This window comes from Hyunsoonleella pacifica (assembly GCF_004310335.1).
Taxonomy (GTDB): Bacteria; Bacteroidota; Bacteroidia; order Flavobacteriales; family Flavobacteriaceae; genus Jejuia; species Jejuia pacifica.
Window position 1 is genome coordinate 80,319 of record NZ_SIRS01000005.1, and the last position, 24,728, is coordinate 105,046.

The window sequence follows — 24,728 nt, forward strand, 5'->3', positions numbered from 1 at the left end:
AGAGAGATTGACGTTTTACATTCCTACATGGAATTATTCCATAAGGACACTGAATGTTATAATGCTCCTCAATAGTTTTGTTAAACAGGTCTTTCCTTAACCAACTGGTACAGAGAGAAGAGTCCCTTTATCTGCATCAATTCCATATTTGGTGCAATTGTCATTATCCTTAATAAGGTAAGAACAGAGCTTAGGAATATATCCTAGTCTTCATAATAAATCCTAAATTTATTTCCGAAGTGATTTTGTTATATAAATCCTTCAGATTTTAGAATCCTTCCGTTTTATCGTTAGCAACTAAACTCAAGGGTTGTAGTATGTAAATGTTTTGTATTTAAGTATTTGCTTAAATAATAAAATATTATACTTTTGTGTTATGGAAAATAATTCTTGTATAAGGCAGCAAGCGGATAAAGAGCAAATAAATCGTTGCAAAGACACTGTTTCTGAATTAAATGAATCGTTCGACTATTTGGCTAATGGGCTTTCATTGGTCGGAAATAGTGTTAGACTTAAAATACTCTATCTGCTATATGAAGAAAAAAGACTTTGTGTTTGTGATTTAAGTGATATTCTAGAAATGAACATTTCAGCTATTTCCCAGCACTTGAGAAAAATGAAAGATAGAAAGCTTTTAGAAACTGAAAGAGATGCTCAAACGATTTTTTATTCATTGACAACTGAATACGAAAAGCTACTTAACCCATTTTTTGAGATACTTGACAATAACAAAGTTTTAGAAGTGGTATGAAAAGTGAAAACAAATTAATAGGGGCAGGTTTACTAACAGCAATTACAGCTTCCTTATGTTGTATTACCCCCGTTCTGGCTCTTATAGCCGGAACAAGCGGAATTGCCTCAACATTTTCTTGGATAGAACCTTTTAGACCCTACCTAATCGGCTTGACAATTTTGGTTCTTTGTTTTGCCTGGTATCAAATGCTAAAACCTAAAAAGGAAATTGACTGTGAGTGTGAGACAGATGAGAAACCAAAATTTACGCAGTCTAAAACTTTTTTAGGAATAGTAACTCTATTTGCTATCTTAATGTTGGCATTTCCATATTATTCAGGAATTTTTTACCCAAATACAGAAAAGCAAATAATCGTAGTTGACAAATCGGACATTAAGACATCTGAATTTAAAATCAGCGGAATGACCTGTGCAGGTTGTGAAGAACACATAAATCACGAAGTGTACAAACTCAATGGAATTGTAAACTCAAAAGCATCTTACGAAAATGGAAATGCAATCGTTGAATTTGACAAAACCAAAACCAACGAAGCTGAAATCGAAAAAGCGATTAACTCAACAGGCTATAAAGTAACCGGCAAAAGGGAAAACTAATGGAAATCCAATTAAAATCAGAAATTACGTGTCCGAACTGCGGGTATAAAGAAGTAGAGGAAATGCCGACAGAATCCTGTCAATTCTTTTACGAATGTGTGAGTTGTAAAAAAGTATTACGACCAAACGAAGGCGATTGTTGCGTCTATTGCAGTTTTGGTTCAGTAAAATGTCCTTCAATTCAACAGAACGAAAGCTGTTGTTAAATGTAAGTGTGATAACCTATATCTTGCGAAAATGAAAACGGGACCACATAAATTACCATCTGACTTGATTTCAGATATAAAAACCAGACTGAAAACATTAAGTGATCAAATCAATGGCATTGTAATAATGCTTAATGATGGAAAAGACCCAAAGCAAATAAACATCCAGTTCAAATCCATTGACAAAGGCATCCAAAACGCACATTAACTGCTGTTGGGTGAAGTATACCGTAAGGCACTCGCAATTGGAATCGTAAACGCTATTAATTCTTGTCCAGGAAATTGTGGCAATGAAGATAAAATTGAATATTTAAAAAGGGAATTTCCAAACGTGGAACTGTCCAACTTGACAGATAAATTGAAAGAAATCCAAATCATAGAAAACAGGTTAAAAGACTATAACGAAAAAAAAGACTAAAAAATTAGGTTACCCCCTACCTACCGTTCTCATCTTTGTTTTATTATTAATTTGAACTTCAAAATAAGAAGAAACGAAAAATCGAAATATTTACGGCGGGATATCCAGTATGCGAGCCTGTGGTACAATTGGTAAAAGAGACAGCAGGAAAAGACTGCGAAATCACACTTTATAATCTATCCGAGCAATCCGAAAGTAAAATCTGTATTTCAAAAATGAAGGAATATGGAGTTAAAAGAGTTTTCTGCTAAATGGTTGATTAGTCTATTACTTGTTTTACCTCTCCACAGGTTAGCATTGCATCACCGAAATATGGGTTTAATACTTTTTCTTCTTTGCTCAACCAATAAGCGCCTTTGTTGTTATCCGCCATTGGGCAAAATTGATTATAAACCTTTTCGTTGACTCCAAATAACTGTATCGCACTGCCCAAATGCGATGATAGATGCTTAAAATGATTTCTCTGTTTTTTAATATCCGAGGATTCTATGATAGATTTGGTTGAGGATTTCAGTTCTTTCTCCAACTTCATCCAGTGATTATGAGCATTGTTATCCTTCAATAATGTCATATCTATGAGATTCAATTTATCCAATAGTTTCTTCGCATCGTCAGCTACTTTCTTTGAATCATCTTGTACCAATGCATTTTTTACTTCTAAATAATCATTAAAAGCAGTTTTCAATTGATTTTGAAAATCCACTGAGACCTTAATTCTATCATTCATTTCAGAGTGATTACTATTGTCACTTGAAGTTGTTTCTTGCATTCCCAAATGTCCTTCGTGTCCGGTCATTACTTTTCCACCTTCCTTGTTCATCATTGATTTTTTACCCTGTAATTGAGCAGCTGCATCGATGGTAAAAGTTCCATTAGTGACTATTTCATCACCATTCTCTAAGCCATTTAACACCTCATAATTATCGCCTAAAGTATTACCCAATTTTACTTCGCGCATTTCAAAAACTGGTTCATCAGGGTTGCTTTTTAGATAGACAACCGAACGTTCTCCCGTCCATAACACTGCTGTTGACGGAATACTAAGTAATTGCTCTTTAGATGTAGAAATACCTTCAATGTTACCTTCAACAAACATTCCTGGTTTAAGCTCATCTTTTGTATTGTTTAATACAACTCTTAATTTTACGGTTCTTGTACGTGTATCCAATACTGGGTCTATAAATGAAACTTTACCTTCAAATTCTTTGTTGGGATAGGCATTGGTTGTGATAGCCACTTCCTGTCCTTTTTTGAATAAGTCAATCTGATTCTCATAGACATCGAAATTTGCCCAAACCGTATTCAGTTTTGCTATTTTCAATAACGGTTGCCCTTGTTTAATATAATCCCCTTCTTCTACTAGTTTTTCGGAAACCGTACCTGAAATCGTTGCATAAACGGGGAAGTTGTCCAAAACTTTGCCTGATGATTCAATTTTATTGATCTGGGCTTCTGATAATTTCCAGAGCTTCAATTTGTTCCTTACAGCTTTGTAGAGTTCTGGTTGGGATTCCCTTAAGGAAGCCGCTGTTAGCAATTCCTGTTGTGCTGCATATAATTCAGGAGAATAAATAGTAGCTAACAATTGCCCTTTTCGAATTTCTTCTCCTGTAAAACTCACGTTCAAACGTTCAATCCTTCCAGAAAAATAGCTTACTTCTACAGCGTTGGATTCTTCATTTTCTACTATTTTTCCTGATAACTTTATGGCGTTATTATCTAAGTTATTGTTGTCAACTATGGATGTCTGGACATTGGCCAAAGCCATAGCGTTTTCTGTAAGTTTGAATTGGTCAGCCAATAAACCGTCTGCACCACTTTCCGCAGGAATTAAGTCCATCCCGCAGATAGGACAATCGCCAGGTTCGGGTTGCATAATTTGAGGGTGCATTGAACAGGTCCACATTTGATTGGCTTCTGCCACTTCATTATGATTATGCTCAACTTCCTTGTTTGATGAGTTGCCGAATAGTAACCACCCAAACATTAATCCTAGGACTACTAATCCAATGTAAATCGTGTATTTCTTCATTTTTTTGTTTTTTTTCGTTTTAATAATTTTCTAACTGAAGGGGATGATGTATACCATAACAAGAAGCCACTTAATACTGTAATTAAACCTAAAAGGGAGAAAGCCCTCAAGACCGTGGTATTGAAATTATCCCGACCTTCATAATCCATGGTGTGTGTCATCCATAAAAAGTCAAACCAACGCCAACTGCGATGCCTTACTGTTTGAAACTTTCCGTCTTTATAAGATACATAAGCTTTTAAAGCTTCATCTGTTTTGTATGAAATAACATAGGCTGGTAATAACTTCTCTCTATACTCGTGGTGTCTTCCTGCTTCATTGATTTGCTCGATAGATTCAACTACCAATTCACTATTCATATACTTTTTGGCGACATATAGGGCTTCATCTTTTGTGATGCTATTCTTAGTGCTTCCATCTGTAGCATTGTATAATTGCACCTTATTAACCCAATAGTAAGGGGTATTACCAATATCTCTCAACTCAATAGTATTAATACCGTTGGCAACATTGAGTTGTGACGGGCTTATTAAATTATTGAAAGCTTGAGGTTGATAATCCAGATTTTTAAAATTGTCGCCGTGTATATCATCGATATTTGTCCAACTAAAATACATTCCGCTTATCGTCCAAAACAGAAATTGAACCCCTAAAAAGAGACCTAAGTACCTGTGTATTTTTCTAACTTTCAAAGCTGTTTTTCTATTAACCATATTATGTTTTTGATTGTAGAATTCCTTTGAGTGTTTGTGCATTAATTGCACAAATAATTGTACTGATACTCATTAAAGCTGCACCAAATGCAGGGCTTATCATAAGCCCAGGTATGAACCCAGTTGCCAAGGGCAAAGCCACAATATTGTAGCCCGTTGCCCAAACCAGATTTTGAACCATTTTACGATATGTAGCCTTACCAAATAATATCAAGTTAGCAATGTCTTTTGGATTGCTGTCCACTAAAACAATATCAGCGGTCTCGGCGGCTACATCCGTTCCAGAACCAATGGCAATACCAACATCTGCTTGTGCTAATGCAGGTGCATCGTTTACACCGTCGCCTGTCATTGCCACAAATTCATCCATTGCTTGCAATTCTATTATTTTGTCTTGTTTCTGGTCTGGCAGTACTTCTGCCATATAATCATCTAGTCCTAATTTATCAGCGACATCTTTAGCTACTTTTTCATTGTCTCCAGTAAGCAAAGAGACTTTGATATTGTTTTTCTGAAGGACTTTAATAGCTTCATAAGAACTTTCCCTGATTTCATCTGCGAAGGTTACAAAGCCAATCACTTCATCATCTACTATGGTAAAGATTTTGGTTTCAATACCCTCGTCTTTATCTTCAGCAACATCTTTGTTCAATTGTTCCATTAGTACATATCCACCTGCTTGTACTTTCTTTCCATTGACTGTTCCACTAACACCAACGCCTGCGTTGTACTTGAAATCGGTTACAGAAGGAATCTCAATATTTTCCTCTTTTGCTTTTCGTCTTAATCCTTTAGAGATATGGTGCTCGGAAGGGCTTTCAACAGCAGTCGCATACTTTAAGAGTTCTGTTTTATCGTAGTCAGATGACAATGGAACAATTCTTACTACTTCGTGTGAACCTTTAGTTAGTGTTCCAGTTTTGTCGAACACAATGGTTGATATTTTTCGAGAAGCCTCAAATGCTGTTCGGTTACGAATTAAGAGTCCATTTTTAGCAGAGATACTTGTAGATATTGCAGCGACTAAAGGCACTGCCAGCCCTAAAGCGTGTGGACAACAGATTACCATTACAGTTACCATACGTTCTAAGGCAAATGATACTGTTTCTCCTAATGCCAACCACGTAAAGAATGTACCAAAACCTAATACTAATGCAATTACAGTAAGCCATTTTGCTGCTACGTCTGCCAAACGTTGCGTTTTGGACTTCTGCTTTTGAGCCGTCTGAACCATATTTATCACTTTTGATAAATAGGTTTCTTCTCCTATGCCTTTTACTCTTACTTTGATGACCCCATTACCATTAATAGCACCGCCAATTACTTCTTCATCAACACTTTTACTTACAGGCTTACTTTCCCCAGTGAGCATACTTTCATTGAGGTCACTTTTACCTTCTACTATTACACCGTCAGCTGGAACTTTTTCACCTGGTTTAATGAGAATGATATCACCTTCGCTTAGCTCGTTTATTTTTACTTTTCGAGTTTGGTTTCCATCTACCAAGTTAGCTTCGTTAGGCATTAATGCTGCCAATGCTTCTAAAGCTTTACTAGCACCCAAAATAGAACGCATTTCTAGCCAATGACCAATTAGCATTACATCGATAAGTGTTGCCAACTCCCAAAAAAACGTTTTCCCCTCAAACCCAAAAATGACAGCTACGCTATAAAAATATGCTGCCGAAATTGCTACGGCAATAAGTGCCATCATTCCTGCCGATTTCTTCTTTAACTCACTTACCAAACCTTTTAAAAATGGCCATCCGCCGTAGAAGTAAACAATACTCGACAATGCAAACAGCACATAATTACTGCCAGTGAAATTCCAGTCCACGCCCAACCAATTCTGTATCATTGGCGATAATAGAAGAATAGGTATGGTCAAAATTGTGGACACCCAAAATCTTCGTTTAAAATCTTCTATCATCATTTTGTGATGGTCGTGTCCCATTTCGCCGTGAGCAGGATTATGACCTGAATGGTCCATCTTACTATGGTCCATTTCTGCCTTTTGTTTGGGATGTTTTTCGTGGTTATGATGTTTGTGGTGTTCGTGATTTTCCATTTTAATTGTCTTTAATACTGTTCAATATAAAATTCACTCGTTCCAATGGTGGTAATACAGGTACGTGTACCACTGGAAAGGGTAATGATTCATACACTTCGGTAATAAGATTGTGTATTTGATTTTGGTCGTTTTCACTTTCCAATCGCGCATAGTCGTTGATTAAAGGCAGTTTGTCTAAAACGAAAATCTTTTTGTAATTCACTTTGCGCATTGCGTCTTTTAAAATTTCGTCAACTTCTAATTTTAAAAACCGATAATATGCTAATGCATCTGGGATTGCCCTGTCTAGAAAAACTAAATCTTTAGGGTTTATCGATGCTTCCTGTTCGATTTGCATATCTAAAACACCAAGTTGAAACTCTCGTTTATTGCTTCGAAGTTCTTCAACTGTTTGCCCCTTTATTCGCATCGTATCTATATAATGTCTAGCGTGTTCAATGGTAGTTTCATACCCCAGTTCTGCAAGCATATTGATAGTAGTAGTTTTGCCAGTGCTTGGGCCTCCTGTTATGACACACCAATTGGTTTCTATGATTTGGTCATTCTTCATTTTCTTTTAGTGATTACATAATTCATTAGCTTCTTCTAAAATCTTTTTCTTTTTCGATGTAGGTACTCCTAAGTTGTTTATAAGCCTGGGATTATCGCAAACCTCTCTACAAAGCACAATACCATTGTTTAGAATCTTTTGTTTATCCTGTTTGCTCAATGAGGGCAATGCTGTAATTGGGTACAATCTTGAATGGTCAATCTTACTTTTAAGACTATTTTGTTGAGGATAATCCCAACTAACTAATCCGAGTCCAGCACATTCACCAAATTGAATTGCATCGGTTGAAAATCTTGTATTGGTATAAACCCAGCCTTTATGAAATTTCTTGGAATGGTCTTTTTGCTTTAGCCAATGGGTTTCTAAATCTTTAAACCTGGACTGTATGTAAAGAGGTATTTTTACATTGCAATTCCTGCCTTGGTCGCTATGGAACTTACATTCCACCAAATAATGTTCGTTAGTTTTCAAAGCGGTTACATCTACCTCGTGGGTTACACAATGACCTTGCATAACTACACCTACATCTGTTTTGAAACCTTCATATTCGAGAATTTTACCAATATATCTCTCAAAAGGGTAGCCAGTAGGACCAAATTCCATAATGGCTTTTTTGAGTTTGTATCGAGCAGAACCTGATTTTGATTTCTGTTTCAAAATCGCATAAGCAATTTCATAAATTCGTTTGGTTGTCATTCCATCTGTTAATTGCTTCTGTACTTCTTCGGCGATTTCCACTACAAGTTGTTCACTCGCTTTGGAATGCCTCAAAGAGCGTTTTAGCTTTTCAATATTGAAAACTTCAACCTCACCCGAATACTTTATGATATTGATTGCATTTTCCATTTTAAAGATGAACTGTCATTACAGGTTTTTTTGAATGGTTAGTAACACTTTCAGCAATACTCTTTGAAAAGACACTCGCAAACCCTTTTCTACTGTGGGTGTACATTGCTATTAAATCCACATCATTTGAACCTTCAAATTTTTCAATACCACCTAACACGGTAGATTCATTATAGACGTGCATTGCGTAGTTTTCCAATTTTGGGAAGAGTTTTAAAAATTCTTCGATGGGTTGCAGTCCATTTTCAACACTATTAAAATCCGATGTCGTGTTGATATTCAACAAATGGATTTTTGCATTGCATTCTTTGGCTATTTTGTCAACTTCCTCAAATGCATTGGATATGTCTTCCTTAAAATCAGACACAAACACGATATCCTTAAAAGGAAAGGCTACAGCATCTTCTTTTACAACCAAAATAGGTACTCGTGCCTTACGAATGATTTTTTGGGCATTGCTTCCTAACAATTTCTTTAAGAATCCATTTTGTATGCCTTTGCTTCCGGTAATAATAAAATCGTGATTAAAATTGTGGGAATGTGCCACAATTGCATCTTCATCTGAAACAAATTCTAGAAACGTCCTTGATTTCAAACCTTTACCTTCAGCTTCTTTGTCCAAAGTCCTCAATTTGCTTTTAGCTATGCCAATTTCTGCAAGGGTGTCAGGGTAGTTTTGCTCCTGGGTCTTGGTCAATTTTGTCCAGTTAATTACAGTACTTATTTGGTGCAAAAAATGTATTTCTGCATTAAAAAGCGCCGCCATTTCTATTGCCAATTTTGCCGCTTTATTGCAGTTATCCGAAAAATCTGTGGGTACTAATATATTTTTCATCTTATTTCTTTATTTGCCAATTATAAAGCGATGCAATACAGGCACCGATTAACCAACCCAAAATGAACGTTTGGATAATACCTAGGCAAGCTTCCCAAAGTGGTATATCCATCCTAATTATGGTCGATACATCCAATCCGTGCAGTAGGCTATTGAAGAATTTTACAGACCCTTCACGGCCAACAGTAAACATTACCACCATACAACCCAAATAGAGCAATGCTCCAGTAAGGCCTGTGGCCATTCCTAATTTTTTGATGCTGATTGTTTTCATAATTGTGGTTTATTGTTATTTTCTTTATCGTGATTATGTTTATGATGCGGCATCAACAGATGGCAACCAAACATTAGAATTATAAAAATGAACAAGGATATATTCTCCCCCATTCCTATACTTGGTGCAATAAAAATGAGTAGTAATGGAAGTACACAACCTAATATCATCCAAAGCGTATGTGATTTCATCTTTTATATAATTTGAGTTAACATTACTATCGCCATTACAATCATAATGGCATTTTCAATAAATGTAGCTTCGGTCATTGGTAATTTTAATGCCGTTCCAAGACAAGCACAACGAATTGATTTTTTATCCAAAAGCGTTTTAGTAACGCCAACCGTTGTGATACTTAATATTATTAAGGTAGCGATTAGGGCAATTTCAATTTCAAAACGCATTAAGAACATCAAACCCAGAGCAGTTTCTATGAATGGGTATATCCAACCATATATCGAAACTCGTTTTGCCAATGGGTCATACATTCTGAAGGATTCAGGGAAATTCTTTAAGTCTAGCATCTTGAAGAAACTGAACACTATGAAAAACAATCCCATAAAATCTAACATTACGGCATTACCATCCCAATTTTTATAATGCAACAAAATACTTGCAGTTGCTATGTAAAAAAGGATGAGCAATAATGGTTGCAATTGTTGCAGTTTTGATTTTTGCTCTATTTCATCCATAGATTGGGATGTCATCTGGAAAACATTTTTGTTTTCCTTTTCCGAAAGAGTATATTTTTCCGGTAATGCTTTTTTAAGAACTTCCGTAGCAACGTGACAACTCATTGTAACTTCAGCTTCGGCTTTTTCGAGATTAACAGTAACGTTGGTAACGTTATCTACGTTACCTAAATATTTTTCTACCGAAGCCTTACAGCCTCCGCAGGTCATTCCTGTTATGTTATATGTATGTGTCATTGTTCATTTTTTTTAATGATTATTACACAAAATTAATTTCGGCAGCCCACCTTCATTTGTACAATTCTGGATAATCCTTACACAATTTGGTCTATGGGTTTTCTGTTCCATTTTTGCAGGTTCTTAAATACTGTCATTGACATTCCTGTTACATTTTTGAATTGTCTCGCCAAATGACTACTGTTATTATAGTTCAGGCTGTATGCTATTTCTGAAAAATTCAACTGCCCCAATTGTATCAGTTCTTTTACCTTTTCAATCTTTAAGTTGATTTCATATTTTTCTATGGTTAAACCTTCTGTTTTACTGAACAACTTGCTTAAAGCCGAATAGGATTTATTAAACCTTTTGGTCAAAAAAGAGGAAAGGTTTGCATTGTCTTGATTTTCGATTTTTTGTATGAGTACAATCTTTATTTCCTCTATCAAAATTTCTGTTTCATCCTTTATGATTTCAAAACCGTGTTTGTTCAGCACTTTTTCCAATTCTAATGCTTGGATGCCTGTCTTTTCGTTTAAAACAATTTGCCCAAGCTCAACCGATTTTATGTCACAACCCAATTCCTCCAACTCACGCAATACAGTTGATTTGCATCTGTCGCACACCATATTCTTTATGTTAAGGGTTTGTTCCATATTTCTTTTATAGTGCCTGAAACGGGAAGGGCTATTAACCAATCAACCAGTATTTCCTTCCCATATCAGGGCTTTATCTTAAATTTTCTTTTAGGTTCTTCACATAATCAATAATCAAGGTCTTTTCAGATTTGGACAACCTAGCATCCTTGTGAATCAATGTGTAAGATGCTAGTGGCATTTCATCATCTTTAACCTGATTGATTATAGACTTTAGTTTGCTGTTTTTTCTTCGGTTGGAATATGCATCCCATTCATTGAAATTCAATTCTTCCTTTCCATCTTTTATGTGGTTTTCTAAAAACCAAGCAGCGGGTTGAACCTTATTGTACCAAGGATATTGTGTGTTATTACTATGGCAATCGTAGCAGGATTCTTGTAATAGTGTGCTTATATTTTCAGGGGTGTTGTTTACCAACAAGAAGTCGGTTTTTGGCACAATATCACTTTGATTAAGGTCTGTGGGCACAAACTGTATGCCCACAAATCCAATCAATAAAATCAATGCTATGATTTTTGTAATTTTCATTTAGTTAATTTCTCGCTGCACCTTTCCGCATTTCAACATCTGGCTTCCATAATATGGATTTCGTACTTCTTCCTTTGTACTCAACCAAGCTGTACCACCATCATACATCGGGCAAAATTGCTCGTATAGTTTCACTTTTGTTCCTGTGATAGCAACCATATCCGTAACATCCTTACTCAAGACTTTAAAATGCTCACGCTGATGTTTAATATCGCTTTCGCTGATGTGTTCAGCGTGCTCGATAGCATCTTCCATAATATCCTTTAATTCAGACTTCTCTTTACTTGAAAAGCTAGATGCGTCAAACGATTTTAAAGATTGAGCCAATACATTACCCAATTCCTTTGCCTTTGCATTATCGTCATTTACTAAAGCATCCTTAAGAGCCACATAATCTGCCAAAACTTTTTGTGCACCTAAGTTCTGCGTATCGGAATCCATCATATCATTGGATTTATCCATTTTATCGTGGTTCATTTCGGAATGTGTTGTACTATCTTGCGCATTTTCCTTTTTGGTGTCTTTGCAAGACATTGCAGTTAGGCTTAAAAATGCCATCATCATAATTGTTGTTGTTAATCTTACTTTTTTCATTATTACTAATTTTAAATTATACTTGTTTTTTAGTTACTTAAATAATTGACTATTGTTGTTTTTACATAGTAGGTTTTAATGGATTCTATTTGGTTTATTTGAAACTTTAACTGTAATTCCTGAATGTCCAGAACATCATTAAAATCAATGGTTCCAGTTTCATAGCTTTTGATTAATATTTCTTCGGCATCATTAGCTTGCTTCAAATTCTTCGTCTGTGTTTTGTAGCTGATTCTTGCTGAGATTCTATCGTTTACAGCTTTGTCCAAAACTGTTTCCAATTTGTTCAAACGTTCTTGTTTCTGAGCAGTTATTTCCTGCTGTTGTAATTGGTTTTGTTTTGTTTGCGATTTGTATTTTTTGTTGAAAATTGGAATTGACACTGATACCATTGGCATTACAATGTCTTTTCCGTTATCACTAAAATCCATATTTGGTCGTTTGTCAACGTTGACATAATCCAAACCAAAACCAATCATAGGAAGGCTTTCTTTTTGATTTAGTAATTCTGACTGCTCAACAGATTGGTAGAGCTTGTCATATTTTATCAGTTCTGGATGCAGGGATAAGTTTTCTGTATTAATCAAAGTAGTTTCAGAAGGAATCGTCAATTCTTGAACTACATTCACCACAATATCCTTATCACGGTTTAAAAGTTTATTGAGTGTGGTTTGTTCTGCCAAATACTGTTGAGCTAATACTTCCTTTAATTGTTCCAACTCATTTTGACGCATTTGTAATCGCAATACATCCACCGCTGAAGCTTTACCGACTTCAACAGAGGTCAATGCCAAAGTCTCATAGGTTTCGAGCAATTCAATATTTTGCACCAAGACCTTTTGCTTAGCTTTGTTTGCATACAAATTGTAATAGGATTGCGATACAGAAGCGATTAATTTTCTTTTGGCAATAACAATATCCTCGTATTTGGCATCGGCCAATGAACTTACATAGTTTTCCCTTGCGGTTATCGAACCAAACCAGGGTATCATTTGTTTTGCTGATACCTTAAAGCGCTGAGCTCCTGTCCTTGTCTCAGGTTCACTAACAAAATATCCAACTCCAAATTCAGTGTTTGGAATCGTGTTTACTTCGTTCACTTTTTCAGAGACAATACTATATTGCAATTCAAATTTTTGAATTTCTGGACTGTTTTTCAATGCTTCCTCGATAAGAGTTTCCAATTGCTGTGCATTTGAAAAACCAAAAGTTAAAAGCCCTATCCCTATTAAAATTATTTTCTTCATTTCGCTACTTTTTTAAGTTGTGCCTCGTGTTTCCAACTGTATAATACAGGAACAACAAACAGTGTAATTAAGGCGATGACCATCCCGCCAAAACTTGGGATTGCCATAGGAATCATTATATCGCTTCCACGTCCTGTGGATGTTAGAACTGGTAGTAATGCCAAAATGGTGGTTGCCGTGGTCATCAAGCAGGGGCGAATACGCTTTTCTCCAGCTTCCACTACGGAAGCTCTAATTTCCTGTTTCGTTTCTGGTGTATTTCTATCAAATGTTTGGGTTAGGTAAGTTGCCATTACTACACCATCATCGGTAGCAATACCAAATAGCGCGATGAAACCGACCCAAACAGCAACACTCAGGTTAATGGTGTGCATTTGAAAAAGGTCTCTTAAATTTTCTCCAAAAAAACTGAAGTTTAAAAACCAGTCCTGACCATATAGCCAAATCATTACAAAACCACCTGCAAACGCTACCGCAATGCCTGTAAATACCATTAATGATGTGGCTACCGAACGGAACTGGAAATACAAAATCAAGAAGATAATAAGTAGAGCCAACGGCACCACTACTGATAATGTTTCTTCTGCTCGCAATTGATTTTCATACGTTCCAGTGAATTGATAGTTGATGCCTTTAGGTACAATTAATTCCCCAGAATCTATCTTTTGTTGAATTAGAGTCTGGGCATTTTCAACCACATTGACTTCTGCAAAACCATCTAATTTATCGAACAGCACATAACCAACTAAAAAGGTGTCTTCACTTTTAATGACTTGTGGACCTTGCTCGTATCGAATTGATGCCAATTCGCTCAGTGGAACAGGACTTCCTTTTTCGACAGGCACATAAATTTGTTTTAAATCGTTCGGGTTGGCTCGCAATTCTCTTGGATAGCGTACACGAACACCATAACGTTCACGGCCTTCTACCGTTTGTGTTAACACCATTCCACCTACAGCAACTTTCAGCACATTTTGAACATCATCTATAGATATGCCATAGCGAGCCAGTTTATCCCTATCTATATCAATTAATAAATAAGGCTTTCCAACTATCCTATCTGCAAATACAGCTTCTACTTTAACACCTTCAGCTTGTTTTAAAATATCCTCTAATTGAATTCCAAAAGCTTCAATTTGCTTTAAATCTTGCCCTTTTACTTTAATCCCCATTGGAGCACGCATCCCGGTTTGGAGCATTACCAATCGGGTTTCAATGGGCTGTAATTTAGGTGCTGAAGTAACGCCTGGTAACTTGGTTACTTTTACTATTTCTTTCCATATATCATCAGGTGAATTTATTTCTGGTCGCCAGTTTCGATAGAATTCACCATTGCTATCTTCGAGTAATTGTGAGCTGTCGAATGTACTGAAAGTAGCATTTTCAGTATTATTAGGATTTGCAATAAATCGCCCGTCTTTCAATTCAAATAATCCGTCGTCATTTACTTTATAGCGTTGCCGATTTCCTTTTTCGTTCAGTGCATATTCTGGTTTATACTGAATAACATTTTCATACATTGATAAAGGAGCAGGGTCTAAAGCTGATTCCGTTCTACCTGACTTCCCAACAACGGTTTTGATTTCTGGAATACTGGCTACCGCCATATCTAACTGTTGTAAAATCCGTTTGTTTTCTTCAACTCCTGAGTGGGGCATAGAAGTTGGCATCAACAAGAATGAACCCTCATTTAATGATGGCATAAATTCTTTCCCTGTATTTTTCATAATGGAAAAACCAGCAATGACAATAAGTGTTGGTATTGATAGAAATAATAGTTTATTGGCAAGAGCCCACCTTAAGATGCGTGTGTATTGTCGTCTGAACAGGGTGAATGCTCCTAATAGTCCGAAGCAAATAAGCCCGACAAAAATTAAATTCCAAAGGATGCTTCTGTCTACACCAAGTGGTCGCCAATATTCTGCTAACAAGAATACAATGGCAAAAGCGGAAATCCCTATGTTTAATAGATTGGAACGTTTTTCTGTAATCCTGTCCTGTGATTTTAAGAAGGCAGTAACGCCAAACGCAATTAGAATTATGCCCAACCAAGAGCCAAAAATTAAGGCCGCTATTCCTAAAACAACTAAAAGACCATTGATTATATAACCTGATAGTTTCTTAAGGCTTTTCTTTCTAAATAAGAATGCTGCAAAAGGCGGAATTAAGAATAAGGCAACAATTATGGAAGCCGTTAACGCAAATGTTTTTGTAAATGCCAATGGTCTGAACAATTTACCCTCTGCACCAATCATTGTAAACACAGGGATGAAACTAATAATGGTGGTCATTACTGCTGTTACAATTGCACCAGAGACTTCCGCAGTAGCAGTATAAACAACTGTGTTTATAGGTAGCTTTTCATTGTTTTCATCAAGATGCCTGATAATGTTTTCCGAGAGTATGACACCCACATCTACCATTGTGCCAATAGCAATAGCGATACCAGACAATGCAACTATGTTAGCATCGACACCGAAAAGCTTCATTGCTATAAAAACCATTAAAACGGCAACTGGTAGAAGTCCAGATATAAGTACCGAAGCTCGAAGATTAAATACCATAATGATAATGACCAAAATGGTAATTAGTATTTCTAAAGTGAGGGCTTCGTTAAGTGTTCCAAGAGTTTCTTGTATAAGTTCTGTTCTATCATAAAAAGGCACAATAGTCACTTGTGAAGTCCTTCCATCACTCAGAACTTTTGACGGTAACCCAGGGCTTAATTCATTTATTTTCTCTTTTACATTATTGATGACTTCCATCGGGTTGGCACCATAACGAGCCACAACAACTGCTCCCACAACTTCCGCACCTTCTTTGTCCAACATTCCTCTGCGTGTTGCTGGGCCTAAAGACACTTTACCAATATCCTTAATTTTGATTGCCGTATAATCTTCTGATGTAACGACTGCATTTTCTATATCCGATACAGATTTCACATACCCCAAGCCACGGACTAAGTATTCAGCTTGATTGATTTCTATAGTTTGAGCACCTATATCTTTATTGCTTTCCTTTACGGCTTTTACAACGTGATGTAATCCGACATTATATTGTCGCATCAGTTCCGGATTGACATCTACTTGATACTCCTGAACATAACCACCTATGGATGCTACTTCTGACACACCACTGGCTGAAGACAAAGCATATTTTACGTAGTAATCCTGTATGCTTCGCAATTCGTGTAAATCCCATCCGCCCGTAACCTTACCGTTTTCATCCCGACCTTCAAGAGTGTACCAAAATATTTGACCTAAACCTGTAGCATCAGGACCCAAAGCTGGATTTACTCCTTCTGGAAGTAGCCCACTAGGTAATGAGTTTAGCTTTTCTAGAATTCGACTACGACTCCAATAAAATTCTATATCTTCTTCAAAAATGATATAGATACTGGAAAAGCCAAACATAGACGAACTTCGGATGGTTTTTACCCCCGGAATACCCAAGAGTGATGTTGTTAATGGGTAAGTAATTTGGTCTTCTATGTCTTGAGGGGAACGACCATCCCATTTAGTGAAAACTATTTGCTGATTTTCGCCAATATCTGGAATGGCATCCACAGCTACAGGATTAGCTGGTAAAAAACCAGTGTCCCAATTAAAAGGTGCATTTACAATTCCCCAGCCTATAAAAAGGACAAGTAACAGTACTGCAACGAGTTTGTTTTCTATTAGAAATTTTATGCTTTTGTTTAGCATTGACTTGATAATTAAATAATTAGACATTGGTGCTAAGAAAACACCGAATACAAGGAATTATCCTAATGGAAATAATCCACTGGATAAAAAAGTCTATTATTTAAAAATCAAATTAAGTATGTCTCGTCAAGCTTGTAGATTTGCCTGACAACGAGAGGAGGCCTATATTCTTCATAGGAAACAACCTTTTTATCTAAACTTTCAAAAAGGTTGATGTAAGTGTAAACAAATGAAGCAACAAAAACTTGTTGGTCAAAAGATAGCTTGTCAAAAGTTATGTTTAATTCATCTTGACCATCAACTGTCAACTGTTCATCAGAACAGCAATTTTTTACCTTAATGGAACATCCCTCAGTTGAAGGGTTTTCCATTTCCATCCCACAACCTTTTGCCTTTTTGAAAATGGCAGTTTCTACCAAAGAATCTCCACAATAATGCATATCAATAGTGAATGACATTGTAGAAAATAATACTACAATTGCCATTAAAAAGGATGATATTTTATTAAAAAATTGCTTCATTGGTAATGCAAAGGTATAAAATTTTAACAGTTTTTATTAGGATTAACAATATTTTAATTTTGCACAATAGCTAGTTCCAACGCATTCGTTGTAATCTAACAGCGTTCAAAATAGCTAATAATGCCACCCCAACATCTGCAAATACAGCTTCCCACATTGTAGCTAATCCACCTGCTCCTAAAATCAGAACAATTACTTTTACGCCAAACGCTAATATGATGTTTTGCCATACAATTTTACGAGTGGAACGACTTATTTTAATAGCTCTAACTACTTTAGATGGTTGGTCGGTTTGAATTATCACATCTGCCGTTTCAATAGCGACATCACTTCCTAAACCACCCATTGCAATACCAACGTTACTTGCGGCTAAAACCGGTGCATCATTAATGCCATCACCAATAAATGCTACTTTATTTTCTGAATTTTGTTTTAAGGTCTCAACTTCATTTAATTTGTCTTCTGGTAGCAATCCTCCTTTAGCATTTTCTACACTTAATTCTTTTGCTACTTGTTGGGTTATGGAATCTTTGTCTCCAGAGAGCATCATTATATTTTTAATGCCTACTTTATGCAATGCGGTAATCGTTTCTTTAGCATCTTCTTTTAATTCGTCTGCTATCACCACATAACCAGCAAATTGATTATCGATTGAAACCAATACTATAGATTCTACAATACTTTCAATTTCAGTTGGAACATCAATATCATAGGCAATCATTAAGGCTTTATTTCCTACTAAAACGATTTTACCTTTTACTATTCCTTTTAAGCCTTTACCTGCAATTTCAGAAACTTCTTTTGCTTCATAGTCATCTCCATTTTCTTTATACTCCATAATAGCTTTTGCAATAGGATGAGTTGATTGTTCTTCCATAGCCATTAGGTATTTCATAAATTCAGATTCTTCCCAACCTATAGACTTGATTTCCTTGATTTTGAAAACACCTTTGGTAACAGTTCCTGTTTTGTCCATTACCAATGTATTTATCTTGGTCATAGCATCTAAAAAGGAAGCTCCTTTAAACAAAATACCATTTTTTGAAGCTGCACCCAATCCACCGAAATAACCTAAAGGAATAGAAATCACCAATGCACAAGGGCAAGAAATTACCAAGAAAATCAATGCTCTGTACAACCAATCCCTAAAGACGTAATCATCTACAAAAAAATAAGGGATGAATGTTACACCTATCGCTAAAAACACTACAATTGGTGTATAAATTCGTGCGAACTGTCTGATAAATAATTCCGTTTTTGATTTACGTGCAGTAGCATTTTGGACCAAATCTAATATTCTGGCAATAGAACTATCTTCAAACTTGTTAGTGACTTCAACTTCAATGACACTTTCTAAATTAATACTGCCCGCATATACTTTTCCTCCTTTTAAAACAGAATCTGGTTTGCTTTCTCCAGTTAAAGCAGCCGTATTTAATGATGCTTTTTCGGATAATAATATGCCGTCCAAAGGAATTTTTTCGCCCACACGAATTTGAATCTTCTCACCAATTCTCACATCTTCTGGTGAAACACTTATATAGTCTCTTTCACGAAATACATTGGCTTCTTTTGGTCTAACATCCAGTAATGCCTTTATATTACCTTTTGCTCTGTTGACTGCCGCATTTTGAAATAATTCACCAACAGCATAGAATAACATTACTGCTACTCCTTCGGGATATTCGCCAATGGCAAATGCGCCAAGAGTAGCTATGGACATTAAAAAAAACTCTGTAAAGAAGTCGCCTTTTTTAATGCTTACCCATCCTTCTTTTACCACAGGAAAACCCACGGGAATATAGGCCACCACATACCAAAGAATGCGAATCCAACCAGAGAAATGAGGAAATGCTTCAAAATAATCTACAGCAATACCTACTATTAACATTACAAAACTGAAAATAGCCGGCAAATAGGTGTTAAAAGTTGAAGCGCCTTTAAGGTCGCTATGATTGTGACCATCATCGTGACTATGTTGCTCCTCTGAATCTGGTTTTAAGTCTCTTAAATTTACTTTCTTTTTTTTCATTTTCTCTCTAATAGCTTTTCAATATCATTTGGAATAGGCATACATCTTAATGGTGGTACGTTTGCACCACCTGTATTACCAAGAGGAACGTGGTTTATAAAAGATTTCCATCCACCTACAATTAACCTTATAATTTGCCCAAACACTTCTTTGGTGTTTTTTTGACTTATCCCAAACTTTAGCATTAACCAATGTGAATAAGTGTGTTCTATGGGGTAAGATTGACCTATAATATGACTTCTTTCTAAATGATACCAAGCATTGCTGTACTGCTTATTAACTAAATAGTAGCGGTAATGCCCTAATTCTTTTCTATGGAATTGTTTGAGGTGCTTAGGTATTTTTATATTAAACTTTATATCCATTGATTTTGGATAAAATTAGTTTAATAGTTAATGCAATGGAAGTGCATTGTTGTCTGCCGGACTTAACACTAATACAGAATTCAAACGAAATATTACTTCATGCTAAAAAAGGCAGAAAAATAGATTAAAAGTATGAAGATATACCAAAACTAAATCCACCTAATTTGGCTGGTGCATTGTTCAGAATATCTGTTTGTCTTTGTATCCTGTAATTAAGCCTGAAAACAGTTTGCTGTGTTGGTCTGAAAGTGATAGCTGGCATAATACTCCAAAGTTCGTCTCCTATATCGTCTCCAGTCTCGTTAAATGTACCTACGTTCCAATCTACATATTCAAATCGGCAAGCCAGATTTAAGGTTGCATTATCCCAACCAAGCATTTTTTGCTTCAAAACAGGCTGGACTATATCCAAAAACCCTCCATATTGCTTGTCTCCGTACTGTTGCGTATAGGTTTCCGGAATATCTACATTAATCCATGCCCATTCGCCCGTAATAAATGTATTTGTTTTTGTTAAGGTTGTGTTGTAATCTATTGCAAAAACATTTAACCTTCGCTTTTCATCAAGTACAATACCATCGTCTTGAAAAGTATTATAAATCCCTCCCATATAGGAAAGACCAATTTCTCCAAATTTCTTATTTCTTATAGCAATCTTAACAGTAGTCAAAGGGGTGCCGCTTGCTGATTCCTCAAAACGCTCTGCGTTTTCTTTAGATGCAGGTAAAAATGTTTTGCCCTCTTCATTATCAATAATAGCGTCATCAAAACCACTTGAAAGATATAGTTCATAACCAAACATCCAGTTATTTTTATAGGTCTTTCCAAACAATCCAAAACCTGCATTACTCCAGGTTGCGGGTAACATCTGTGTAGCTGCAATTGGTCGGTCTGTAAATTCCCATTTTGGGCCATCATGGTTTTGATTAAATGCTCCAATAGGGTTCATGATGATACCTCCTCTTAAGTTGAATAATGGGTGAAATTCAACATCCAAAGAAGCAAATTCAATAGCAACCTCTTTACCTCCTTCTTCAAATTCTATCTCACTTAAAAATTTAATTTTCTTTGAAATTGAAGAAGCCACAAACAAAGTCATTCTTCGCATTTGGAATTGATGTCCTTCAGATACACCATCTGTCCCTATATGTTGCCAATTTACTTCTGCATAACCACCTACTGAAACTGGGAGTTTTCCAAAACTTAAAAATGGTCTATTATAGACCGCATCCATATTAAGTTGTCGTTTGGTGCTGTCTATCTGTTGCCTTTTTAATAGGGTTGTATCTACTTGTGCAAAAGATAGTATAGATGTTAAAAGTAAGATTACTATAATTATGTGTTTCATGCTTTTTTCAGAGAAATTAAAATATTGTGATTGTCTAGCTCTAATTGAAATTTGCGCAATGGATTTGATGCAGGACCGTTGGTTGCATTACCTTTATTATCAAACTCACTCCCATGTGCAGAACAAACCAATTTTTCGCCGTAGGCGGTCACTTCATTCCCTTGATGAGTGCATTGCATATATAAAGCTGTGAAATGGTTTTCTGAAAATCGAAAAACATAAATAGGGTATTGCAGTTGCGAATTATTTACCACAAGATATTTTAGTGTTTTTCCATCTTTTTCAAAATTTGATAGAGGAACTATTAAATCCTCTCCATTAATTTTTACGCTAATGCTTTTGGTTGAGACGCATCCTTGTAGTAGTGATGAAAAAATGGTAGTCCCTAAACAAGCAAATCCACAAGTTTTAATAAATTCTTTTCGTTCCATATTTATAGTGATTCTAAGAATTTGATTAAATCTTCTTTTTCGTTTTCAGAAAGATTCACAAACTGATTTTTACTATTCTCCGCCTCCCCACCGTGCAATAAAATAGCTTCAGAAATACTTCCTGCTCTTCCATCATGCAACAAAAAGTATCGTCCACCCTGTGTTGATTCCGATAAACCAAGCCCCCAAAGAGGCGGGGTTCTCCATTCAGATGTTAGTGCGTTTCCTTCAGTATAACCATCATCCAAATTGCTACCCATATCATGTAATAAAAGGTCTGTGTAAGGATTAAATTCTTTGAATGAAAGGGCTTCTATTGGAGAATAGCCTGTGCTTAAGGTAGGTATGTGACAAGAAGCGCAGTTTATTTGACTGAAAAGTGATTTTCCGTTAATAACTTTTGGGTCGTTTTGATTTCTAGGAACGGGTGCTTTAAGTGTTTGTAAATAAGCTACAACATCACGAATTGTATTATCTGAAACTTCTGGGTCTATAGATAATCCACTATAAGTATCTATAAGGTTAAAAGTGGATGTTATGCCCATATCTTCATTATATGCACCAACTGTTTGGTCTAATAAATCATAAGCAACAGCTTTTTTCCCGAAACGATGTATATACATTCCGTTCTGAGAAACAGCATTAGAAGCGGGTATAACAAAATCTTTAAGAGCCATCCAATGAACGACACCGGAAATACCATCACCGTCGCTATCATTAGGATCCGCCATTGCCAAAATATCCTCATCGGTTACATATTGCAAAAAACCAAGTCCCGTTACAGCAGGAGGAGTGAATTTTGAGAATGTTGCACCGTTTGGAAGGTTTTCAGGTTGGTAACCTGGTAATGCCCTATGTTGAAGTTGCGGACCTCCTACATCTAGAAATTGGTTACCCGTATTGTCAGACTGCCCAAAACGGGTAAGTGTAGTAAAGGGATGCCCTTTTCCATCACCTGCATGGCAACTAATACAACTATTAGTATTAAATAAAGGACCCAACCCCTTTGATGATGTAAAAACCTCACCAAATGCTTCATCTCCTCTTAGAAATTCAGCTTGTTGTGCTAGTGTTAATCCTTCCATTTCTCCATCCAATACTTCTTCATTTTCAGGGAGTAATGGCTCAAAATTGTCACAGGACACCATTATTAGGACACAAACCACGTTAAATAAAAAAAATCTTGTTGTCATGCTCTTGTTATTTTGGCATACAAATATATACATATTTAAGTATACTTAAAAATAATTTTAGATTTGTCTAAAATTATTTTTAGAACAACAATAATGTGTTAATACCTAACCATTATTTAAGGCATTATTATAGCCTTTCAGGTTAAATATTAATAATTATGCTTCAGTATTGTATAAATTGCAACGCTACTTAACTTGCCATCTTAAAAAGTTACAATGGTCGAACCAATAAAAAGTATTGTATTTATAATTTAATTACTGGCAAATTACTTTAGGCATCAATGTATTATCCACTACAATTTTCACAAATACCTTTTACTACCAAGTTGACGTTTTCAGAAATAAATCCATCAGGTACTTTAATTTGAGGGATTTTATGGTCAGTTAGACAAATGGTTTCTCCACAATTATTACAATGAAAATGCAAATGTAAATCGGTTTCAATTTCACAATTACACCCGTTTTCACATAAAGCATATTTAGTAATTCCGGTACCGTCGTCTATTTGGTGTACAATATCTTTCTCTACAAATGTTTTAACTGTTCTATACAATGTAGTTCTATCCGCCTTTTCAAAAGCGTTCTCAATATCACTTAACGTTACGGCCACCAGGTTTTCGGCAAGGAACTTATAAATTAATAAACGCATTGCAGTAACACGTATATTTTTTGACTCCAATACTTGTTCTATTGTTTCCATAATTAATGTTCGTGTTCTGCTTCACCTTTTTTCATTTCTGCAATAAGGTAATATGCATTATTATAAGCAAATTTTGTGTTTGGTTTTATTTCTTCAGAAAATTGAACTGCTATCCAATTGTTATCTTTTGCTCCTAAAATAACTTCAACTGGCTTAAAACTCCAATCGCCATTTTCCTTTTCTGCTGAAAAAACATAATACCTATCACCTTCTTTAATAATGGCACTTTCAGGTAATGCTTTTGTCTTGGTGTTCTCTACTTGAATTTTACCTTGAATATACATTCCAGGGATTAAGTTGCCTTTCTTGTTTTCAATTTCTGCGTGAACGTGAACTGCTTTTGGATTGTCTTCAAAAGTTTTGCTAACGGAATAGATTTCTGCGGTAAGTTCTGTGTCTGGTGCAGACTGTACAGTAAATGTTACTTTCTGCCCTTTTTTTACTTTATACACATCTTTTTCAAACACCATTAAATCTGCGTGAACGTGATGTGTATTTACAATTTCGAATAACTCGGTTTGTGGTTCAACATATTGTCCTGTTTTCACCTCAACCTTTTGTACAAAACCTTCTATTGGACTTCGCAAAGCAATACGCTGTGCAATTGTGCCATTACGAACTGATGCTGTATTAACATTTAGTATTTTTAACTGAGCTTCCAGACCATTCACCATAGCTTTTGATGCATCATACTCTGCTTCTGCCTTTTGAAAATTAGCACCAGAACCAACACCTGCATCGTACAACTTTTTCTGACGTTCATAATTCTTCTTTAAAAAATTACTGTTGCTAAAAGCGTTCAAATAATCGGTTTGTAGCTTTATAATGTTTGGATGAGAAAGGTATGCTACCACTTGACCTTTATTAACCTTATCGCCTTCGATGACTTCAATTGAAACCACGTTTGCACCAACAACTGAAGTTATGGCAGCTTCGTTTTGAGGTGGCACTTCTAGCGTACCATTTGCCTCTACGTAACCACTCATATTGCGCAATGCTATAGTGTCCATTTTCATTTGCAAGGCATCATACTGCTGTTGTGAAAGCATCACTTCTTCGCTTTCATTATGGTCATCATCTACTTCTGTTTTTTGTTCTTTATTATGGGAATGACCATCATTTTCGTTATGATTTTCTTTATTTCCACAGGCAGAAACAAAAAAAGATAACATCATTACGGTTAGAATTTTATATAATATATTTTTCAT

General features: G+C 35.8%; 25 protein-coding genes. 4 read left to right on the plus strand and 21 right to left on the minus strand.

Annotated elements, in window-relative coordinates:
- The first annotated feature begins 376 nt into the window (after positions 1-376).
- From EYD46_RS12305 to EYD46_RS17995, 4 genes are read left to right on the plus strand one after another with little or no spacing between them, the layout of a single operon-like run.
- On the plus strand, positions 377-751 hold the full coding sequence (locus EYD46_RS12305; protein WP_130937476.1) for an ArsR/SmtB family transcription factor: 375 nt from the start codon (positions 377-379) through the stop codon (positions 749-751).
- Positions 748-1,347: a mercuric transport protein MerTP gene (gene merTP, locus EYD46_RS12310; protein ID WP_130937477.1), complete on the plus strand. Its 600-nt coding sequence runs from the start codon at positions 748-750 to the stop codon at positions 1,345-1,347. The genes EYD46_RS12305 and merTP overlap by 4 nt, the downstream gene beginning before the upstream one ends.
- Positions 1,347-1,553, plus strand: a complete 207-nt coding sequence (locus EYD46_RS17990; protein ID WP_130937478.1) for a GDCCVxC domain-containing (seleno)protein — start codon at positions 1,347-1,349, stop codon at positions 1,551-1,553. The genes merTP and EYD46_RS17990 overlap by 1 nt, the downstream gene beginning before the upstream one ends.
- 31 nt (positions 1,554-1,584) lie before the next feature.
- Positions 1,585-1,761, plus strand: a complete 177-nt coding sequence (locus EYD46_RS17995; protein ID WP_229731295.1) for a metal-sensing transcriptional repressor — start codon at positions 1,585-1,587, stop codon at positions 1,759-1,761.
- Positions 1,762-2,230: 469 nt separating this feature from the next.
- Here the strand turns inward: EYD46_RS17995 and EYD46_RS12330 are convergent, their stop codons facing one another.
- The 21 genes from EYD46_RS12330 to EYD46_RS12435 all read right to left on the minus strand — a co-directional run bounded on the left by EYD46_RS12330 (position 2,231) and on the right by EYD46_RS12435 (position 24,728).
- Positions 2,231-4,003, minus strand: a complete 1,773-nt coding sequence (locus EYD46_RS12330; RefSeq protein WP_130937479.1) for an efflux RND transporter periplasmic adaptor subunit — start codon at positions 4,001-4,003, stop codon at positions 2,231-2,233.
- Positions 4,000-4,716 (minus strand): PepSY domain-containing protein, encoded by a 717-nt coding sequence (locus EYD46_RS12335; RefSeq protein ID WP_130937480.1) that lies wholly within the window; start codon positions 4,714-4,716, stop codon positions 4,000-4,002. Before EYD46_RS12335 ends, EYD46_RS12330 begins: the two co-directional genes overlap by 4 nt.
- Before the next feature lies 1 nt (position 4,717).
- Positions 4,718-6,784, minus strand: a complete 2,067-nt coding sequence (locus EYD46_RS12340; RefSeq protein ID WP_130937481.1) for a copper-translocating P-type ATPase — start codon at positions 6,782-6,784, stop codon at positions 4,718-4,720.
- A 1-nt stretch (position 6,785) separates the two neighbouring features.
- A complete protein-coding gene (locus EYD46_RS12345) occupies positions 6,786-7,337 on the minus strand; it encodes an AAA family ATPase (RefSeq protein WP_130937482.1) in 552 nt (183 codons plus the stop codon).
- 6 nt (positions 7,338-7,343) lie between these two features.
- Positions 7,344-8,183 carry a restriction endonuclease gene (locus tag EYD46_RS12350; protein WP_130937483.1) on the minus strand — a complete coding sequence of 280 codons (840 nt, stop codon included), beginning with the start codon at positions 8,181-8,183 and terminating at the stop codon, positions 7,344-7,346.
- A 1-nt stretch (position 8,184) separates the two neighbouring features.
- A complete protein-coding gene (locus tag EYD46_RS12355) occupies positions 8,185-9,018 on the minus strand; it encodes a universal stress protein (RefSeq protein WP_130937484.1) in 834 nt (277 codons plus the stop codon).
- A gap of 1 nt (position 9,019) precedes the next feature.
- Positions 9,020-9,292, minus strand: coding sequence for a DUF5676 family membrane protein (locus EYD46_RS12360; RefSeq protein WP_130937485.1), 273 nt, complete (start codon positions 9,290-9,292; stop codon positions 9,020-9,022).
- Positions 9,293-9,486: 194 nt separating this feature from the next.
- Entirely contained in the window at positions 9,487-10,221 is a 735-nt protein-coding gene (locus EYD46_RS12370; protein WP_130937486.1) for a heavy-metal-associated domain-containing protein, read from the minus strand.
- Between the two features lie 77 nt (positions 10,222-10,298).
- Entirely contained in the window at positions 10,299-10,856 is a 558-nt protein-coding gene (locus EYD46_RS12375; protein ID WP_130937487.1) for a helix-turn-helix domain-containing protein, read from the minus strand.
- Positions 10,857-10,929: 73 nt separating this feature from the next.
- Positions 10,930-11,385: a heme-binding domain-containing protein gene (locus tag EYD46_RS12380; RefSeq protein WP_130937488.1), complete on the minus strand. Its 456-nt coding sequence runs from the start codon at positions 11,383-11,385 to the stop codon at positions 10,930-10,932.
- Positions 11,386-11,979, minus strand: coding sequence for a DUF3347 domain-containing protein (locus EYD46_RS12385; RefSeq protein WP_130937489.1), 594 nt, complete (start codon positions 11,977-11,979; stop codon positions 11,386-11,388). It lies immediately after the preceding gene.
- Between the two features lie 29 nt (positions 11,980-12,008).
- On the minus strand, positions 12,009-13,226 hold the full coding sequence (locus EYD46_RS12390) for a TolC family protein (RefSeq protein WP_130937490.1): 1,218 nt from the start codon (positions 13,224-13,226) through the stop codon (positions 12,009-12,011).
- Positions 13,223-16,930 (minus strand): efflux RND transporter permease subunit, encoded by a 3,708-nt coding sequence (locus EYD46_RS12395; RefSeq protein WP_130937868.1) that lies wholly within the window; start codon positions 16,928-16,930, stop codon positions 13,223-13,225. The genes EYD46_RS12390 and EYD46_RS12395 overlap by 4 nt, the downstream gene beginning before the upstream one ends.
- 107 nt (positions 16,931-17,037) lie before the next feature.
- Positions 17,038-17,451: an HYC_CC_PP family protein gene (locus tag EYD46_RS12400; protein ID WP_130937491.1), complete on the minus strand. Its 414-nt coding sequence runs from the start codon at positions 17,449-17,451 to the stop codon at positions 17,038-17,040.
- Between the two features lie 70 nt (positions 17,452-17,521).
- A complete protein-coding gene (locus EYD46_RS12405) occupies positions 17,522-19,483 on the minus strand; it encodes a heavy metal translocating P-type ATPase (RefSeq protein ID WP_130937492.1) in 1,962 nt (653 codons plus the stop codon).
- Positions 19,480-19,842 (minus strand): DUF3703 domain-containing protein, encoded by a 363-nt coding sequence (locus EYD46_RS12410; RefSeq protein ID WP_130937869.1) that lies wholly within the window; start codon positions 19,840-19,842, stop codon positions 19,480-19,482. The genes EYD46_RS12405 and EYD46_RS12410 overlap by 4 nt, the downstream gene beginning before the upstream one ends.
- 130 nt (positions 19,843-19,972) lie before the next feature.
- Positions 19,973-21,196, minus strand: a complete 1,224-nt coding sequence (locus EYD46_RS12415) for a hypothetical protein (protein WP_130937493.1) — start codon at positions 21,194-21,196, stop codon at positions 19,973-19,975.
- The gene (locus EYD46_RS12420) at positions 21,193-21,627 is read right to left on the minus strand and encodes a QcrA and Rieske domain-containing protein (protein WP_130937494.1); all 435 of its coding nucleotides are present in this window, start codon (positions 21,625-21,627) and stop codon (positions 21,193-21,195) included. Before EYD46_RS12420 ends, EYD46_RS12415 begins: the two co-directional genes overlap by 4 nt.
- A gap of 2 nt (positions 21,628-21,629) precedes the next feature.
- A complete protein-coding gene (locus tag EYD46_RS12425) occupies positions 21,630-22,820 on the minus strand; it encodes a di-heme oxidoredictase family protein (RefSeq protein WP_130937495.1) in 1,191 nt (396 codons plus the stop codon).
- 286 nt (positions 22,821-23,106) lie between these two features.
- Entirely contained in the window at positions 23,107-23,520 is a 414-nt protein-coding gene (locus EYD46_RS12430) for a Fur family transcriptional regulator (protein WP_130937496.1), read from the minus strand.
- Between the two features lie 2 nt (positions 23,521-23,522).
- On the minus strand, positions 23,523-24,728 hold the full coding sequence (locus EYD46_RS12435; RefSeq protein ID WP_130937497.1) for an efflux RND transporter periplasmic adaptor subunit: 1,206 nt from the start codon (positions 24,726-24,728) through the stop codon (positions 23,523-23,525).